This window comes from Paenibacillus sp. V4I3 (assembly GCF_030817215.1).
GTDB lineage: Bacteria > Bacillota > Bacilli > Paenibacillales > NBRC-103111 > Paenibacillus_E.
The window spans coordinates 2,461,220-2,479,081 of sequence record NZ_JAUSZA010000001.1; the positions used below are offsets into that span (position 1 = coordinate 2,461,220).

Genomic DNA, 17,862 nt, shown 5'->3' on the forward strand with positions numbered 1-17,862 from the left:
TCAAATATAGAAACGTGGCGTGGTTGACACCCTCGTTCCTATCAGGAGGGAGAAGGATGAGTCTGAGTCTGAGTCTGGAGGCATTTCTGCACAATCTGCATTATGACATTGACAAGACCAAACCGCCGGACTTGGTGGTGGACTGGGAAGACAAACCGCTTGCGTATAAGCTCTACCGCGGTTTGTCTGCGGTTCCGTTATCTCCGGAAGTACCCCTGACGCTTGAAGGCGGCGAAGCGCCGGTAAAACCCGACCTTCGTCGAATCGGCCATTTTCTCTGGTACATATTCGGGCTCACGCAATTGTCCCAGTCAATTCCTGCCTCGAATTCCATGGTACAAAACATGGGTCTGCTGCAGTTGTACCGGCGGTTTGTTCCCTCAGGGGGAGCCTTATATCCGAATGAATTATATGTGTATCTGAAGCTAGATGATTTGCCAGCAGGGGTATATCATTATGATGTGGCGCACCACCGTCTGGTGTTGCTGCGCGAAGGCAATTTCGATTCATACTTAGCCCGGTCTCTTGGCAAACGCTGTGATGTGTCTGGCTGCTTTGGTGCTGTTTTTGTGTCGACCCTGTTTTGGAAAAACTTCTTTAAATACAATAACTTTTCCTACCGCCTGCAAGGACTGGATGCGGGTGCGCTGATTGGGCAGCTATTGGAAGTAGCCAAACGGTTTGGCTTTGCATCTGGGGTGTATTTCCAGTTCCTTGATCGGGCCGTGAATCATCTACTCGGGGTATCGGAACGAGAGGAGAGTGTGTATGCGGTAATTCCGCTTTCGGTGGAACCTTCGATCTCTTGGTTTGCTAATAGGAAGGAGGGAGAGGGAGTTATCTCCGCCACCGAATTATGCCGGGAGATGCCAATGGTTCAGCATGATCACTACGTCCGTTCCCGACGGGTCAAGGAGTTTCCGATGCTAATCAAGATGAACGAAGCATCCCTATTGGAATCGCTTCGGCCTTTACGGCGAATTGGGGAAGATAAGATCGTTCACTGCGAAGATAACCCGGTGCCTCTGCCCCGCGTAGAGCGGCTCTTGTACGATCTGGCGTCAGTAAGTCGAAAGCGGTTTTCACCCGACGGTGATTTTGTAATGGGCAAGGTAAGCCAAGAACAGTTGGCCTTGCTGCTGCAGGAGGCTACGGCTTCCTTCAGGTATCGGAATGATTTGGATGGAGCACAGGAGAACCCCGTTTCACGCGTCTCACTGTACGGCTGTTTGTATAACATTGACGGCATTCCGGACGGCGCTTACCATTATGACAGTGCTGCTCATACGTTACGGCGGGTACGTCATGGAGATCATCGGCTCAGGCTGCAGCAGGGAATGCCTTCCGATAACGTGAACCTGTTTCAAGTTCCGCTATGCTTTCATGTGGCAGGAGACAAAGAGCATCTCGTAAGTGCTCTGGGGTATAGGGGATACCGCATCCAACAGATGGAAGCGGGGATGCTCGTGCAGCGTTTATTGTTGGCGGCAACCGCTATCGGAATAGGGGGACATCCGCTTCTCGGATTTGATGCCAGATTGTGTGATGAGATCTATAAGATGGCTTCGCGAGGATTAACCAGCCTGATCCAAGTCCCGGTTGGACCTTATCGTCATTGCCCCCGATTGGTAGGAGGTTTGTACGGCTAGAAGAGGCTTAATTGAGAGCTTTATGTGAGTATTAGGGTCGTTTAGAGGCAAAGAGATGACGTTGGAAAAATAAACCACAACACAAAGGGAGCTCACAAATTCGGTGAACTCCCTTTGTGCTATCTCTAAAGTAAGAATCTTATCAGTAATTCTAAAATACCGTAATCAAAAATTGGATATAAGTTTCTAATGATTCAGCAGGGATTTGGGTATGTAATTGGATCAAATTCACGACGAAGCAGGCTCCGTCGAGTCCCCAACCGATATAGCTCGATACTGCCACAGAACATCATGGATTGCAGCAGACTTTGTTTCACAGCATTGTAGGATAACGGCAATCTCCGGAACGGGCCTTCGAGGTGAACATGCTATTGCCCGTTCGCCTTTGAGCATCCTGGCCAAGCGAACCGCCCCAAATCCAATGGCAAAGCCTACAACCGCGGAAATCAGCCCCCATGCAATCGGACCCCAATGTAATATAAAGCCTACGCTTGTCCCAATAACACAAGAAGCCGTTGCGACAGCCATACCGACCTCGAACGCCCTGGCTTGAATGTCCACAGCTCGAAGTGCAAGTTTTTTTGGATCCTTGTGATATTGATCCATGGGTACAACCAAGATGCTATCGCGATCAATACCGGTTTTCTCCAACACCGCCAACGATTGTCTCCATCCAGTTTTTCAACAGCAGATATTATAATCTCGGTTGGTTCGAAAATCGCTCTCATGATACAACCGCTTTTTTGTCACTATCTTTGATGCTTACCAGTATTTTCTTCGTGTGGGTGTTGAAGTTAAAGTGGAAATATAGTTGGCCCAAGTACATACTGTCTGTAGCTGTCGTATTTGGCGTTAATATGATTCTTGAAATATTCGGAGTGCTGTACACTCTCGTATGGTGGGATTTCTTATATTGTGCTGGAGTGAATTTTATCATACTCTTAGTAGCTGAGATCATAAGTAAACGCTTATGGAACGGTCCTAACGATTTGCTTCAATGAATGTGGATTTGCCAAGCCATGACTCGCCTCCATAAATAGGAAAGAGCACTGACTAATAGGTCAGTGCTCTTTCCTATTTATGGAGCAAAAAGGGCTATGCAATCCTAAAGTGAAGGTTTGTTTTTACTGAATCATTGTAAAAGAAAAATGTTGATCAAGCGCATAATTGATTGCACCGAGTGCTCCGCCGATTTCGGGCAATACGGCGGTGTCTACCGCTATTCCGGCAGAGAGGGCCATCATGGACCGCTGCTTCATTACTTTAGTGGCGGTTTGTACATATGTGCAGCACATGCTCGGAATGGATCCCCCAAGAATGATAGCTTCGGGATTCAGCAAATTGACCAGATTAGCCAAAGCAATACCTAGATAAGTGGCGGCATGGTTAACGACGCGTATCGCTAATTCATCGCCCTGATCTGCGGCCAAGCAAACGTCCCTTGCCTGAAGAAGTTGGAGATCGTTTCCTGGTACTATGCCGTTAAGCAAACTTTCCTCTTGTCTGGAGCGAAGCTGTCTGCGGGCTTCCTGTTCGATCGCTGAAGCCGTAGCGTACAAGTGCAAACATCCGTTATTTCCACAAGGACATACAGGTCCGTCTGGTTCAACCGTAATATGCCCGAGCTCACCTGCCCCGCCGAATGAACCGGACACCAACTGCCGATCATTAAAGATTCCGGCAGCTATGCCGGAGCCGACCCCGACATAAATCATATGCTTGTAGCCGCTTCCCGAACCGAATCGGCATTCGGCAAGCCCGCGGGCGCGATGCCTGTTTATGGCCACGGTGGGCCAACCAAGCTTTTTGCTTACCATTTCCTCGATGTCCACGTTAGACCAGCCCAAATCTGATGCGCTCCTAATAATACCTCGTCTCGTATCGACAAGACCGGGTACCCCCAGACCGAACAATTTGATGACCTCTATGTCCAATTCCTTAACAAACTTTGAGGTTTGATCAGTCAACTCCTGGATCGCTGTCTCGGGTTGGGACGAGCTGACTGGTATTTTCGTCATATGCAGGACATTGCCAAGTAAGTCAAACACGCCTAGCGTCCATACTTGATTGTCCAAATCGGCACCCATAATGCCATGGGATCCTGGCACAAGCTCTAGAGAAATAGCTGGACGCCCACCCGTGGATGGGGCTTTTTCCGTTTCTTTGACAAGATTCCAATCCATTAGCTCGGAAATCGTTGAAGAGATGGTAGCCCTGCTCAGTTCCGTAACTTTGGTCAATTTAATCCGAGGCATGGATCCATGCATGCGCAAGGCTTGAATGATACTGGTTTTGCTGCCCTTTTGATCACTTTTGTTAGGAATTATCATGAACTTCACCGTCGCTATATCATTATGTCATTAAATCGATTATACCTGAACCTATAGTTATAAGGGTAGTATACTCACTTTAATAAAAAACAGAACAAAGTTCAATATATTTTTACCTAAAAGGGTCATGTTTCATTATTAATCTCTTTAAAAAATAAAACTTAATTTGAATATTGACATAAGTATCGCGATTGAATTATGATATCCTCATACTAATGTAAGCGCTATTACGGAGGGGATAGGATGAAAACAATGATTGTCTTAGGCGGTAATATGTATGATGATTCTACAATCGAGCATTTTTTGAAAGATGCGGCTGCTATTGGCTATGAGGGTGTGGAGATTCGTGGTGTTGGTGAGTTGAAAGACGGTCATATTCCGCAAGAACGGGCGGAGCAAATTAAAGATTTGCTTGAAGGCTATCGTCTAACGCCTATTAATCTGTCATTGTTTGTAGGAAATTTTGCCTGTAATACGGAGGAGGAAAATAATGCCGAGTTTCTGAAATGGGAGCGCTATCTCAATTTTGCATCAACGATCGGATGCGGCATGATGAGATTGAATCCAGGATTCCAGCATTCCGATGAGGTATCCAAGGATGATTTTGCGAAAGCTGTGAAGTGGTTTCAACTCTGTGCCGATGCCGCAAGCAAACGCAATATCCGAGCGGTTATTGAAATGCACCATGGAACACTATGTGATACTGCGGATTCGTCAATCGCCTTTGTTGAAGCGGTAGGGCGAAGTAATGTAGGGCTGATCATGGATCCGGTCAACTTGTATCAGGTACCGACAGATTATGGTATAGAAACCATTAAACGCTTAAAACCATACCTCTTCAATGTTCATATCAAAGACATCGTGGAATTGAAAGGAAACCAGTATCCTTGGGCTTTCGAATATAGTGACTATGTGCCGCATATCGGCCGATACCACCGGGTCGTGCCTAAACAGGGCAAACATGAAGCACAATATTTTTGTCACCGGCTTATTAATCAAGGCGGCATCGACTGGTACGAAGTTTTCCGCGGGCTGGAGCAAATCGGGTACAGCGGCTACCTCACTGTTGAAAGTGTTAGCAAGCCTGGCTCCGATCTTCCTGTACATACCGTGTTAGCGCAGCAATGTTATAAGGATGTGCAGCAATTGCTAAGTATCACAAAATCTAATGTCAACGTATAAAAAGTTCGACTGAGGGAGTGTAGCGCTGCTGTGGAAAATTCAGAAAAGCCATTTTCTTTTTCACTCTTTGTCAAACATTGGAAAGATAAACCGGCTCCCGAGCTGGCCCGCTTTGTAAGCGGTATCGGCTTTGACGGCATCGAGCTTCCTGTGCGTGCCGGGTTTCAGGTTGAGCCTGAAACCGCCCAGAAAACGCTGCCGGAATTCGCTAAGCAGCTCGGTGAACAAGGGGTCAACATATACAGCGTTGCCGCTTCAACCGATGAATCGATTTTCGCCGCATGTGCGGAGGCTGGAGTGCCGCTTATCCGGATCATGGCCAACATAGATCAGGACGGCTATAAGGCGACGGAAGAAAGGACCAAGCGGATGTTGGAAGAGCTTGTCCCGCTTTGCGTGAAGTACGGCGTGAAGGTCGGCGTCCAGCAGCATTACGGAAACTTTATCATCGATTCCAATGGAATTATGAGGTTGATGGATAACCTCAGCCCGGGCCATATCGGTGTAGTCTGGGATGCTGCGCACGACGCATTCGCGGGACAGCAGCCTGAATATGGATTAGACATCGTTTGGTCCCACCTTGCGATGGTGAATCTGAAAAACGGTTTCTTTATTCGAAGCAACGGACCTGAAGCCGAAACAGCCGAGTGGAAGCGTCATTTTACGACCGGACGGCATGGAATGGCCCACTGGCCAAGGATTGCTGCTTATGTGAAAGAACGAAACTATGCCGGCGTTGTCTGTTTGACTGCGGAATACACGGATCTTGCCAATAAAGACCGCTACATCGCCGAAGATCTTGCTTACGCGAAGTCGCTTTTTAAGTAATGAAGGAGGTGCAGTACCATGGCAGCTCAGAGTGAATTGTATTTAAGCAGTCTCGCAAAAACCGCACCGCAAAGCAGATGGAAGCATGTGATGCACGGACTTAGACGAGACAAATTTCTTTATTTGTTGATTGCTCCTGGCGTGTTGTTTTTTCTGATATTCAAATATGTTCCTATGTGGGGAGTCGTCATCGCTTTCCAAGATTACTCGCCATACCTAGGTGTAACCGGAAGTCAGTGGGTTGGCTTTGACCATTTTATCCGCTTTTTTTCAAACCACGACTTCTACCTTTTATTTCGAAATACGATGGCTATCAGCTTGCTGAGCCTGGTGTTCTTTTTTCCGCTGCCGATCATACTTTCACTTTTATTGAACGAACTGCGCAATGCAATCTACAAAAAGTGGATCCAATCGATCGTGTATATGCCACACTTTCTTTCGTGGGTTATTATCGCAGGGATTACCTTCTTGTTGTTGTCGCAGTCGTCGGGCATTGTCAATAAGATGCTAGTCAGTTTAGGGGCTGCCAAATATGACTTTTTAACGAATGAAAATAATTTCTGGGTACTGCTTACCGTACAGAACGTCTGGAAAGAAGCCGGATGGGGAACGATCATTTTCCTAGCCGCTATTGCGGGCGTGGATCCTCAGCAGTATGAAGCGGCTAAAATGGACGGAGCCAACCGTATCCGGCAAGCCTGGCACGTAACGCTGCCCGCAATCCGCAGTGTCATTGTCGTTTTGTTCATTTTAAAGCTCGGTCATATTATGGACGTAGGTTTCGAGCAAGTATTTTTGATGATGAACGGCGCAGTGTCCAATGTCGCGGATGTATTTGAAACTTACGTTTATCGTCTCGGTATTCAGCAGGGACAATTCAGCTTCAGTACCGCTGTCGGTTTGTTCAAATCGGTGGTTGGATTGATTCTGGTTATTGCAGCCAATAAGCTGGCAAAACGTTTTGGCGAAGAAGGCGTTTATTAATCACCGCTAACTATCAGAAACGGGGTGAGAATAATGAAACGAAGCATAGGCGACCGCATTTTTGATACGGCGAATATCATTGTGCTTGGCATTATAGCGATCATTACGCTTTTTCCGCTTTATTATGTATTTGTCGTTTCTTTTACGGATCCGGCGGAGTATATCCAGAAGCAAGGCTATATCTTATTTCCAGAAAAATGGACATTGGATTCTTACAAATATTTGTTATCTACGTCGGCTTTTCAAAGCGCAACTATGATCAGTGGTTTTCTAGCTACTGTCGGAACCGCACTCAGCCTGGTGATAACAGCTGCACTCGCATATGGTTTATCCCGTAAGCGGTTGCAGGGTAGAAGACTGATCATGCTATTGATTCTTATCACACTTTTGTTCAGTCCGGGATTGATCCCGCCTTACTTGCTGGTTCGCGATTTGGGCTTGATTAACAGCATCTGGTCATTGATTTTACCGGTGCTGACCAGCGGATGGTACGTCATCCTGATGAAAAGCTTCTTCGACAGCATTCCGGTTGAGTTGGAGGAATCCGCTATCATTGACGGATCAACCGATATCGGCGTTTTCTTCCGGATCGTTCTTCCACTGTCACTTCCCGCACTTGCCGCATTCGGATTATTTTACGCAGTGGCTTACTGGAACACATTCTTTAGTGCGGTATTATACATCAATGATCATGCCAAATGGCCGCTTCAGCTCGTGCTGCGCAATATGTTGATCGACTCATCGACTCAAGCGGGGGGATCGGCAGCAGCGGAGATGATGGCAGAACAAAGTATCCCTACCGAAACTTTAAAAATGGCTGCAGTCGTTATAGCGACGCTTCCAATCCTGTGTGTTTATCCGTTCCTACAAAAGCATTTTGCCAAAGGCGTCATGCTGGGTTCGGTGAAAGGATAATCTTTTTAAAATGAATGAGGAGGGTTAATATGAAAGAAATAGGAAGGGTCATCACTTCTAAAGCGGCGCCTGCATCTCTAGCATTCATCATGGTAGCATCGGTCCTATCGGCTTGTTCCGGCGGTGCAACGCCAGTTTCAACAACAGGAACATCCGCTACGGCTGACAGTGGTACACCAACGGAAATCAGCATTTTCACGGAGTTTAGCACACCGGAACCTCCAGCAGCTGATAATCCAGTTACGAAGGAATTTGAGAAGCGCACGAATACCAAGCTGAATATTACTTGGGCATCTCCAAATGCATGGGAAGAGAAGCAAAACGTTATGCTGGCATCGGGCGACATGCCTGATTTGATGAAGATCAAGGACATGAAACAAACGCAGGCGATTAACATGATTAAGCAAGGCGCGTTTTGGGATTTGACGCCTTATCTGAAGGATTATAAAAATTTGTCGGCTTATCCGAAAGAAATTATGGACAGTGTCAAAGTGAATGGCAAACAATACATCCTGCCGTCGGTACGTCCGCTCCATGGAAGCAGCTTCTTCAATATTCGCCAAGATTGGTTGGATAACGTAGGGCTGAAGATGCCGCATACGATGGATGAGTTTTACACGGCATTAAAAGCATTTGTTGATAAAGACCCCGACAAAAACGGCAAGGCTGATACGTATGGTTATAACGGCAAGAACTGGGAAAAAGTGATCGATATTTTCAACAAAAGTAACGGTAAGTGGAAAGAAGCGGGCGGCAAGCTGGTTGACACCGATCTGGAACAGGGAACAAGAGACGGACTTATTTATTTAAATAAGATGTACAAGGATAAAATATTGCCTGAAGATTTCATTGCTATGAAAACCACCGACTTTGAAAACATGGCGAAAGCGGGCAAAGTCGGTGTCCAAATGGATACCACGGAAGGTGTTTTCCGTTCTACGGAAGGTGCACAAAAGCTTGATCCGAAAGCCGATTTTGTCGCTATGAATTATCTTGAAAGCCCAGCCGGGAAAATGGTTCATACGGGTTCCGGATTTGCCGGGCTATACGTGATCCCGAAAAAAGTTCCTGAAGCCAAAATGAAGAAAATCCTGGCTTTGATGGATTACGGCGCATCGGAGGAAGGCTTTGAATTGGCCTGCTACGGCCTTAAGGATATCCACTTCAAGGTGGTAGACGGCTTCAAAACAGCTACAGAGCAAGCTGTCAAAGACAGTGTATCGCAAAGCTCGTTCGGTAAAATCTTCGAAAGATTCGATCCATACCTGTGGGCCTACCGCGTAGGTATGCCAAAAGCAACCTTCGAGCGTAACAAGAAAATTGTTGACGATCGAGCAAATTATGGGGTAGCAGATGTATCGATCGGTCTGTTGTCCGAAGTCGATTTGAAAATGGGACCGGACTATAAGAAGAAGATGGACGATATGAAAGTTAAAGTGATCATGGGTAAAGAACCGATCGAATCATGGGATGCTATGGTTAAAACGTTCAAAACGGACGCCAATTATATGAAGATGATCGAGGAGTTCAACAAGGCCTATCAGGATAGAAAAAACGGTAAGTAAACAGAGAAAAGGAGTCGAGAGTCCATGCTGCAAAAATTGCGATTGGCTGTTGTTGGATTAGGACGCGTATCGAAGTCCCATCTTCCGGCAGTACGGGAGCTGACTGATAAAATTGAGCTGGTTGCGCTGGTAACCCGCGATGAAGGTAAACTGCAGTCGGAAGCAGAAAAGTGGGAAGGGGTGAAAACCTATACTTCCTATGATGACGCGGTCAATGATCCGAATATCGACGCTTTCCTGCTGCTTCTGCCGCATGATATTCACGCGGAATATTCGATTAAGGCGCTTCGTGCCGGCAAGCATGTGCTGGTTGAAAAGCCTATGGCGATGAATGTGCAGGAAGCAGAGGAGATGGCAGAGGCTGCGGAAGCAAATAACGTTACCTTAATGATCGGGCAAAGCCGCCGTTTTTATAAACCGGTGATGGAATCGATCCGTCAGGTGAGAGAGAAGGCTATCGGCGATTTGATCAATATCAACGCGATGCTTCTGGCGCATATGGATAAGCCGGCAGCAGATTGGTGGAAGGACGAATCGAAAATTGGCGGATTTATTATTCCGCTTTGGGGAAGCCATATTCTTGACTATATGCTATGGGCTTACGGCAGAGCCCCCCAGTCGGTCTATGCGCAAGGACATTCCAACAACCCGAATTGGATGGGGGAAGATGAAGTCGCCATTTCCATGAATTTTGGCGAAGGCCGGATGGCGAATGTGTGGATGTCGTTCAACGCGGGCTGCCGCCCGACGGATGAAGATGGTCTTACAGGAAAGCGTATATGGTCTACGCAGAACAGCATTTACGACCGGTATTTAATCGGGTCGAACGGCTTGCTGCATCTGAAAGACGAATATGAGCTTAGTTTGAATGGAGAGAAGCTGGAAACTTGTGAAACCACCTTTTCTAATTTCACATGGCAGCTTGAGGAATTTACCGACGCCATACGAGAGGGACGTCAACCTCTGGCTTCAGGCCGGGAAATCATCCAGGTAATGAAGGTCATCGATGGTTGTTTTGAATCGATGCGGACTGGTCAGGTTGTGCAGCTCTAATCCTTGATGGGAAAACGAAGGAGGACTTTTGCAATGAAGTTAAAAACCTTGGTGCTTTCACCGCAATCTCGTTTGGATGAAGTATGTTCAGAGGCGTGCCGTGCGAGAATATATGACTATTTCGAACCGGTCTGGAATGAGACGGGACGCGACTATACACAAGAAGAGTTATCAGCGCTGGTTGCGGATGCTGAAGTGATTATTTCCAGTTGGGGATCCCCCAGCCTGACAGAAGAAATGCTAGAGAAGGCCGTCAAGCTTAGAGCTATTGGCCATGCGGCCGGAACTGTGAAGAACCTTGTTCCGAAGCAGATTTTCTCTCGAGGAGTCAAAGTATTCTCTGCAGCTCCGAGGATCGCGTTAAGTGTAGGAGAATATTGCTTGGCGGCGCTGCTAACATCTCTGCGGTATTTGCCTGCTTTCGATTCCACGATGCGGGAAGGGAAATGGAAGATTCCCGGTTTGAAGGGAAGAGAGCTTACCTGCAGCACGGTCGGCATCATTTCGGCTAGCTCTACGGCTCGCGCTTTTATCAAGCTGCTTGCGCCGTTTCAAGTCAATGTTCTCATTTACGATCCCTATTTGACGGAAGATGCGGCAGCACGGTTGAATGCTAAGCGGGCTACATTAGAGGAAGTAATGGGCTGCCCCATTATTTCGGTGCACGCGCCGAAGCTTCCCGCTACGGAAAGAATGCTAACCCGTGAATTGTTGGCACTTATTCCGGATGGTGCGGTCTTCATTAACTCTTCCAGAGGTCCTGTGGTGGATGAGCAGGCATTTATGGAAGGACTTCAAAGCGGACGATTCTTTGCAGCACTTGATGTATTTGAGAAGGAGCCTCTTGCTGTGGATCATCCTATCCGGTCGCTGCCGAATGTGCTTCTATCTCCCCATATTGCCGGAGCTTCTGTACAAGGCCATCTTGCGTTGATGGAAGAAGTGGTTGAAGACATCATCAGAAGCCAGCGAGAAGAAAAGACGACATATGAAGTGAACGAGAAAATGTGGGAAGTCATGGCCTAACAGGTCGCAGAGTCCTTTTATATCGGAAGGAGAAATACTCAGATGGTTAGAAAAATGTCCGTTCCTCCTATGGAATTGGTTGATTATGATGGCCCCGGAACGCAGATGTGTGCGGTTATGGATGCAATCGGAGAGATTAGTGTCAGACGGGCTTTAATTCCGGAACCCAAGGAAGGCGAAGTACGCGTCAAGGTCAAGTGGGTCGGTATCTGTGGAAGTGACGTTGAGGTATTCCGTGGTGCGCGCGAGCCTGAATTTATTTCGTACCCTACCAGGCTGGGACATGAAGTTGCAGGGGTTATTGATAAGGTCGGTCCTAATGTGATTGGTGTCAAGGAAGGCGATCATGTAGCTTTACGGTACGTTTGGGGTGCTTTTGCCGAATATGTATGCTGCACCCCTTTTTCCCTTAAGGTTTTGCCCAAAGACCTGCCGTTAATCGAAGGGTCACTGATTGAAGTGCTTCCGGGCATCATCCATGCAGCAGAGCTCGGGGACATTTCTCCTAATAAGAACGTGCTGATCACTGGGCAAGGCGTCAGCGGTTTAGTGATGACTCAAGTCATAAATATGTTTAGCCCGAGAAATTTGGTCGTAACGGATTTGTTTGACGAAAAACTGGCGCTAGCACGCAAATATGGCGCCACGCATACTTATAAAATCCCTCATGAACATGCGGATACCATGGATATCGTGGGAGCAGACTTCCCGGATGGCTTTGACGTGGTCATTCCTTGTCTTCTGGAAGGAGCAGGTATGGTAGACGCTATTAATGCAGCAGCGCAGAACGGACGTATTGTAATGTACGGCTGCATCGGCACCTGTCACAAACCGGTTGATTTCTTCAAGGTTCATAAAAAACGGTTGGATATCCTTTCTACGGAGCCTAAGCGGGACATCGATAACCGACGCTACTTCGATGAAGGGCTGAGGCTGGTCCTTGACGGGTTAGTTAACACCGAGGAAATGATTACTCACGTCGTTCCCCTCGCGGAAGTCGCCAGGGCATTCCAATTGAGGAATGAACATAAAGGAGATACCATTCACGTCATGATTGACTGTGAGGTCAAATAGCATGAAGACAAACCGCCTTAAGGAAACCTCCTTAAGGCGGTTTATTTTTTTGAAATGGATGTAGCCAATTCATATTCATATTGTTGCAAAGGTGCAACAACACACATGCAGTACACAAAGCTGTAAAGATATTTTTCATCGTTGCAAATGCAAGGGGATGTGAAATCGTGTCTGTAACAATGTATTTCATCTTTACAGACGAGAAGATGGCGGCTTGGTATCTATCCGAGCGAGTGATAGCAAAGAGAAGTTAGTTCCCCATCCTCGAGCGTACGGCATTAGACAAGAACCTGGCCATCGGCCAGGTTTTTTTATCTCGTGATCGGAAGCCATCATAAAAAATCACAACCCAGCGGAAGTTACCCCATGGAACAGATGGGGTAACCATTGTACCATCAGGACATAGTTGTTATAGAGGAGGATAAGGAATGAATATGGAGATGAAACACGGTAAGGAAGCTTTTGAGGAACGTATCATGCAGCTGCCTGTTTTGGATACTCACACCCACCTTGTGGGGGATCGTCTCTGTGCTAGCGACTTCTGGGAGATTGCGCATTATTTCTGGCTGTTTCGCGAGCTGCAGGCTGCCGGCTATCCGGCGAATGCCATGGAGCTCCCGGAGGATATAAGAATAGCTGCCTTTTTGGAAGCTTATCATGGATCAAGAAACACGATGATGAATGTGGTGTTGACCCAAATTTTCAAAAATCTATATGGCATTGTGATCAGCGACGCTGCCTCAGTACTGAAAGCAGACGCCGCAGTCAAACAGACTGCGCAAAGCGCCACGTGGGCACAAGAGGTCGCAGACCGGATGAACGTCAGCAGATTCGTCGTGAATATACCCGAGCATGCGGAGTTCCAAGGCATGCGAGAGAACGCCATACTGATCCCGCGAATTGACGGTAAATTGGGCGGGTGGGTCAAAGAAGTTGAGTTGTCGCATAACCCGGCTGAGGCATTCGCTCAAGCGCGTGAGAAACTGACTCAGCTATTGGACACATACAAGGAAGTCGGTTATGCGGGCATCATGACGACATTGCCGAGCTATGAAGCCAGGGCGAACCGCAAGGTTGTGATCGGGCAAGGCAGCACCAAGGATGAGATATTAATGATGCTTCTGCACGAATTAGGTGCTGCAGCTGAGCAGAGGGGACTTCTCATTCAGTTGTTTCTCGGCGTGGAACGTTCCTGGTGTGGAACAGCCACTCCGGTCAATGACCCGGCCCGTATCTTGAAGCTATCTGCTTTGTTTGAAGCCTATGCCTGTACATTCGAGCTTGTGGTGGCCTCAGAGCTCAACAATCTGGATATTGTGCAAGCGGCATGGAATTTTCCAAATGTTCATGTGGGCGGACATTGGTGGTTTAACTTTCGGGCAAGTACATACCGAGATAGTATGCAGTACCGGTTAGAAGCGCTTCCGGCAATCAAAAGCTCGCTCATTGTATCCGATGCCCGCTGTATGGAGTGGAGCTATGGCAAGATATTACTTGTCAAACGGATTGTGAGCGATTTCCTGTGGGGGCAAGTAGAAGCTGGCTGGATTGATTATGACACGGCCTTATTTGTAGCTGAGAATTGGCTGTATGGAAGTGCAGCAAAGCGCTATGGCATCGCTCATTGATTCTATTTTACCAATCGTAAAAAAACACAAAGCGCTATAAGTTTCACCATCGCTACCTCCGGACAACCCAAGTAAGATGAAGAAGACAAATTGAAGCAGCATACAAGAAGGGGAGGAAACTATGGCCAGTAAAATACAGCCATCCGATCGAACGGTTTACGATTTCTCATCGCAGAGTCAGAAATGGGCTTTTGTGCGAAAGCATTGGCCAATTTATGTGATCTCATTACCGGGAATTATTTATTTCTTACTTTTTAAATATATCCCGTTATTCGGTTCCGTCATCGCGTTTCAAAACTACAACATTTTCAAAGGAATTAAAGGAAGCAAATGGGTAGGTTTAGAAAACTTCCAACGAATGTTCGAGTATACAGATTTCCTTCAGATATTGAAAAATACGATATTAATCGGTATTTACGATATGTTCTTCGCTTTTCCGATTCCGATCCTATTGGCTCTTCTCATCAATGAAGTGAGAATGATGATGTATAAGCGGATTGTTCAGACCGTGGTCTATATGCCGCATTTCCTGTCATGGGTCATCGTAGGCGGAGTTGTTGTAGGGGTATTATCGCCATCCACCGGAATCGTTAATCATTTGCTGTCCTTATTTGGCGTCGAGCCCATTTATTTCTTAGGGGAAAATACCTATATTCGGACCATTCTAATCAGTTCTGGGGTGTGGAAGGATAGCGGTTGGGGCACCATCATCTATTTGGCCGCAATTGCTGGCATCAATCCCGATCTGTATGAAGCTGCACAAATTGATGGAGCCAGCCGGATTCGTCAAGTGTTTTCCATCACGATTCCGAGTATTCTACCAACGATTGTTATTCTATTCCTGCTTCAAATTGGCAACTTTCTCGATTTCGGTTTCGAACGCGTCTTTGTATTTCTTAACCCGCTTAACAATGAGAATGGGGAGATTATCGATACGTTTGTGTACCGGGCAGGTCTTGTTGATCGGCAATATAGCTACACGACCGCCATTGGGCTGTTCAAGTCGGTTGTGGGTCTTATGTTGATCATGATCAGTAATACATTTAGTAAAAAGATGACCGGGGAAGGTTTGTACTGATACGGAAGGAGACCGGAGGTGAATCGCTATGATTATGACAAGAGGTCATAAAATTTTTAATTTATTCAATATCATTTTGTTAGGTATCATCGGATTGAGCATGGTGCTTCCCCTTATTCACATTATTGCACAGTCATTAAGTAATAACACTGCTATTAATGCGGGTAAAGTATCGTTGTGGCCAGTTGGCTTTACACTGGGGAGTTATAAACTTATTTTACAGGACCCGACCATATGGCTTGGGTTTCGAAATAGTGTCATTATTACGGTTTTTGGAACCTTGATCAACCTGTTTATGACAACAACGCTTGCTTATCCGTTATCTAGACCTGAATATTTGTTCCGTAAATCCATTCTGGTGATGGTGCTGTTTACCCTTATTTTCAGCGCACCGTTAATTCCGAACTATTTGTTGGTGAAACAGTTAGGGCTTCTTAATACACTTTGGGCTTTAATGCTTCCTATGGCGATAAGTGCTTTTAATTTATTCGTGATGCGTTCATTCTTCCAGAACCTGCCGACGGAGCTGCTGGATTCGGCAAGAATTGACGGATGCGGAGAGTTTCGGATATTGTGGAATATTGTACTGCCTCTTTCTAAACCCGCTATGGCTACGATGGGCATCATGTATGCAGTGGGTCATTGGAACCGTTATGCCGAGGCCGTGTTTTATATCGATCATCGCAATTGGATTCCGCTGCAAGTGCGGCTAAGAGAAATTGTATTTACAGATCAAATGGGGCAATCGGACGTTTCTTCGGAATTAATGCTATTACTATCACCGGAAGGGATTAAGATGGCGGTCATTGTCGTGGCTACGATCCCCATCCTATGTGTATATCCGTTCCTGCAAAAGCACTTTATCCAAGGGATGATGGTGGGTTCAGTGAAATCCTGATATTTTCAATAGGAAAGAAGGGGTTCTTTTGAAAAAAGCTACATGTGTCGCGCTCGTCGCTGTATTGTCTGTCGGTACTTTAGCGGGCTGTTCAACGGGAAAGACCGATCAGCAACAAGCAACGCCCACAGCCACAACAGCGGCAAAAAAGGCAGCGACCAAGTTTTCTATTTCATATCCAACCACGACTAACACTGGCTACCACACTCGTGTTGACATTAACAATGACAAATGGGTGAAGAAATTGGAGGAGCTGACGAATACCGATCTTACGCTTAGAGTAACGGAAGTAAACAAGATGGGCATCTTGTTCGCGAGCAGTGACATTCCTGATGTGGTTGGGAGCTTGGGCACAGCGACAGATAAAGCGATGTCTGGTTCTGTAGAAGCAGGGATGTTCTTGCCACTGGATGACTTGCTGAAACAGAATGCCCCTAATTTAATGAAAACAGTACCAAAGGAAGCGTGGGACGCCGTATCCTATAATGGGAAGATTTATGGTATCCCCAACTGGTTAGAGAATCCTTCCAGACGTGCAACGTTTATTCGTACCGATCTGCTTGAAAAGGCAGGTTTACAGCCACCTAAAACAATCGATGAATTCCTGAACGTACTCCGAAAGTTTAAGGCAATAGGTGTTAAATATCCGTATGGTGCTCGTGAGAACTTGAAATATGCCGACACTGTTCTTGGAGCATTCGATGTGCTGCCTTATAAAGAACAATTCGAAGTTGTAAACGGTCAAGTTGTTCCTAAGTTTTTTGATGTGGAAAATATGACAAAAGCGCTTAACGTGATCAAGACCATGTTTGATGAAGGCTTGATGGCCAAAGAGTTCGCGACGACAACTTCGACCGATTGGTTGAAAAATATCCGCTCCGGTGATGTTGGTATCTGGTCCTCTAACTTAGTCAGCTTGAATGATTTCCGGACGAACATTCCGAACGCGGTGAAAGATGCCAAGATTGATGTTATCACTTCGCCGAAGGGACCGGATGGCAAAGGCGGTTATCTAATGTACCAGCCAGTGATTGGTGCTCATTACATCAACAAAAACGTGAAGCCTGATACGGCTGCAGACATCGTTAAATATTTCGACTGGATGACGTCAGAGGAAGCATTCAAGTTCTTTACTTTCGGTATCGAAGGCGATACGTATACGGTTGTTGACGGTAAAGTGAAGTATAAGGAACCGACCAACAAAGAAGAACAAGAGGAACAGGACCATCGCGGTACGCTGCACTCCTCCCATGAAAGTACGGTTAACCGTCTGAAAATGCAAACGGATCCTAATGGACCTTACATTTTGAATGCATTTGACAATATTTTAGCGAAGGAAGGGTTATCAGGTATTGGCTTTTCGCCTAATCTGGAGGCCGATGCCAAGTACCCTGATGCTGCTTCACCAGGCTCGGATGCTGCGCCGAAGATTATTATGGATCATATGATTAAAATGATTTACGGCAAGGAACTGATTTCCGACTGGCCGAAGGTCATTGAAGAGTATAAAACCAAAGGCGGAAACGAGATCATTAAAGAAGCGACGGATCGTTACAATAATAAAGAAGGTGTGCTTTTTTTGGGTAAGAAACAGTAAAGGTAAGTCGATAAAAACTGCCCCATGAGCGGGCAGTTTTTTGTTTTTTTGGTGG

15 protein-coding genes are annotated in these 17,862 nt (G+C 46.5%); 13 read left to right on the plus strand and 2 right to left on the minus strand.

Features of this window, described 5'->3' with window-relative positions:
* The first annotated feature begins 68 nt into the window (after positions 1 to 68).
* A complete protein-coding gene (locus QFZ77_RS11400; protein ID WP_307449444.1) occupies positions 69 to 1,649 on the plus strand; it encodes a SagB family peptide dehydrogenase in 1,581 nt (526 codons plus the stop codon).
* A gap of 228 nt (positions 1,650 to 1,877) precedes the next feature.
* Here the strand turns inward: QFZ77_RS11400 and QFZ77_RS11405 are convergent, their stop codons facing one another.
* Both QFZ77_RS11405 and QFZ77_RS11410 read right to left on the minus strand, forming a co-directional pair.
* Positions 1,878 to 2,309, minus strand: a complete 432-nt coding sequence (locus QFZ77_RS11405; protein WP_307439494.1) for a hypothetical protein — start codon at positions 2,307 to 2,309, stop codon at positions 1,878 to 1,880.
* 464 nt (positions 2,310 to 2,773) lie between these two features.
* A complete protein-coding gene (locus QFZ77_RS11410) occupies positions 2,774 to 3,979 on the minus strand; it encodes an ROK family protein (protein WP_307439497.1) in 1,206 nt (401 codons plus the stop codon).
* Positions 3,980 to 4,222: 243 nt separating this feature from the next.
* Between QFZ77_RS11410 and QFZ77_RS11415 the strand changes: the two genes are divergently transcribed.
* The 12 genes from QFZ77_RS11415 to QFZ77_RS11470 all read left to right on the plus strand — a co-directional run bounded on the left by QFZ77_RS11415 (position 4,223) and on the right by QFZ77_RS11470 (position 17,807).
* The gene (locus QFZ77_RS11415; RefSeq protein ID WP_307439499.1) at positions 4,223 to 5,161 is read left to right on the plus strand and encodes a sugar phosphate isomerase/epimerase family protein; all 939 of its coding nucleotides are present in this window, start codon (positions 4,223 to 4,225) and stop codon (positions 5,159 to 5,161) included.
* A 30-nt stretch (positions 5,162 to 5,191) separates the two neighbouring features.
* The gene (locus QFZ77_RS11420) at positions 5,192 to 5,989 is read left to right on the plus strand and encodes a sugar phosphate isomerase/epimerase family protein (RefSeq protein WP_307439502.1); all 798 of its coding nucleotides are present in this window, start codon (positions 5,192 to 5,194) and stop codon (positions 5,987 to 5,989) included.
* 18 nt (positions 5,990 to 6,007) lie between these two features.
* Positions 6,008 to 6,973 carry an ABC transporter permease gene (locus tag QFZ77_RS11425; protein ID WP_307439504.1) on the plus strand — a complete coding sequence of 322 codons (966 nt, stop codon included), beginning with the start codon at positions 6,008 to 6,010 and terminating at the stop codon, positions 6,971 to 6,973.
* 33 nt (positions 6,974 to 7,006) lie between these two features.
* Positions 7,007 to 7,888, plus strand: a complete 882-nt coding sequence (locus QFZ77_RS11430) for a carbohydrate ABC transporter permease (protein ID WP_307439506.1) — start codon at positions 7,007 to 7,009, stop codon at positions 7,886 to 7,888.
* Positions 7,889 to 7,917: 29 nt separating this feature from the next.
* Positions 7,918 to 9,453, plus strand: a complete 1,536-nt coding sequence (locus tag QFZ77_RS11435; RefSeq protein WP_307439508.1) for a type 2 periplasmic-binding domain-containing protein — start codon at positions 7,918 to 7,920, stop codon at positions 9,451 to 9,453.
* A 24-nt stretch (positions 9,454 to 9,477) separates the two neighbouring features.
* Entirely contained in the window at positions 9,478 to 10,506 is a 1,029-nt protein-coding gene (locus QFZ77_RS11440; RefSeq protein WP_307439510.1) for a Gfo/Idh/MocA family protein, read from the plus strand.
* A gap of 33 nt (positions 10,507 to 10,539) precedes the next feature.
* Positions 10,540 to 11,532 (plus strand): hydroxyacid dehydrogenase, encoded by a 993-nt coding sequence (locus QFZ77_RS11445; protein ID WP_307439513.1) that lies wholly within the window; start codon positions 10,540 to 10,542, stop codon positions 11,530 to 11,532.
* Positions 11,533 to 11,574: 42 nt separating this feature from the next.
* Entirely contained in the window at positions 11,575 to 12,606 is a 1,032-nt protein-coding gene (locus tag QFZ77_RS11450) for a zinc-dependent alcohol dehydrogenase (protein ID WP_307439516.1), read from the plus strand.
* Between the two features lie 428 nt (positions 12,607 to 13,034).
* A complete protein-coding gene (locus tag QFZ77_RS11455; protein ID WP_307439517.1) occupies positions 13,035 to 14,234 on the plus strand; it encodes a glucuronate isomerase in 1,200 nt (399 codons plus the stop codon).
* Positions 14,235 to 14,355: 121 nt separating this feature from the next.
* Positions 14,356 to 15,312: an ABC transporter permease gene (locus QFZ77_RS11460; protein WP_307439519.1), complete on the plus strand. Its 957-nt coding sequence runs from the start codon at positions 14,356 to 14,358 to the stop codon at positions 15,310 to 15,312.
* A 28-nt stretch (positions 15,313 to 15,340) separates the two neighbouring features.
* Positions 15,341 to 16,210, plus strand: coding sequence for a carbohydrate ABC transporter permease (locus QFZ77_RS11465; RefSeq protein ID WP_307439521.1), 870 nt, complete (start codon positions 15,341 to 15,343; stop codon positions 16,208 to 16,210).
* Between the two features lie 28 nt (positions 16,211 to 16,238).
* Entirely contained in the window at positions 16,239 to 17,807 is a 1,569-nt protein-coding gene (locus QFZ77_RS11470; protein ID WP_307439523.1) for an extracellular solute-binding protein, read from the plus strand.
* Positions 17,808 to 17,862: the final 55 nt, after the last annotated feature.

Excerpts from the sequence above, each read along its gene's own strand:
- QFZ77_RS11410 (WP_307439497.1), bottom strand. The coding sequence starts at position 3,979 with ATGATAATTCCTAACAAAAGTGATCAAAAGGGCAGCAAAACCAGTATC.
- QFZ77_RS11425 (WP_307439504.1), top strand. The coding sequence starts at position 6,008 with ATGGCAGCTCAGAGTGAATTGTATTTAAGCAGTCTCGCAAAAACCGCA.
- QFZ77_RS11460 (WP_307439519.1), top strand. The coding sequence starts at position 14,356 with ATGGCCAGTAAAATACAGCCATCCGATCGAACGGTTTACGATTTCTCA.
- QFZ77_RS11435 (WP_307439508.1), top strand. The coding sequence starts at position 7,918 with ATGAAAGAAATAGGAAGGGTCATCACTTCTAAAGCGGCGCCTGCATCT.
- QFZ77_RS11440 (WP_307439510.1), top strand. The coding sequence starts at position 9,478 with ATGCTGCAAAAATTGCGATTGGCTGTTGTTGGATTAGGACGCGTATCG.
- QFZ77_RS11445 (WP_307439513.1), top strand. The coding sequence starts at position 10,540 with ATGAAGTTAAAAACCTTGGTGCTTTCACCGCAATCTCGTTTGGATGAA.
- QFZ77_RS11450 (WP_307439516.1), top strand. The coding sequence starts at position 11,575 with ATGGTTAGAAAAATGTCCGTTCCTCCTATGGAATTGGTTGATTATGAT.
- QFZ77_RS11415 (WP_307439499.1), top strand. The coding sequence starts at position 4,223 with ATGAAAACAATGATTGTCTTAGGCGGTAATATGTATGATGATTCTACA.
- QFZ77_RS11430 (WP_307439506.1), top strand. The coding sequence starts at position 7,007 with ATGAAACGAAGCATAGGCGACCGCATTTTTGATACGGCGAATATCATT.
- QFZ77_RS11455 (WP_307439517.1), top strand. The coding sequence starts at position 13,035 with ATGAATATGGAGATGAAACACGGTAAGGAAGCTTTTGAGGAACGTATC.
- QFZ77_RS11465 (WP_307439521.1), top strand. The coding sequence starts at position 15,341 with ATGATTATGACAAGAGGTCATAAAATTTTTAATTTATTCAATATCATT.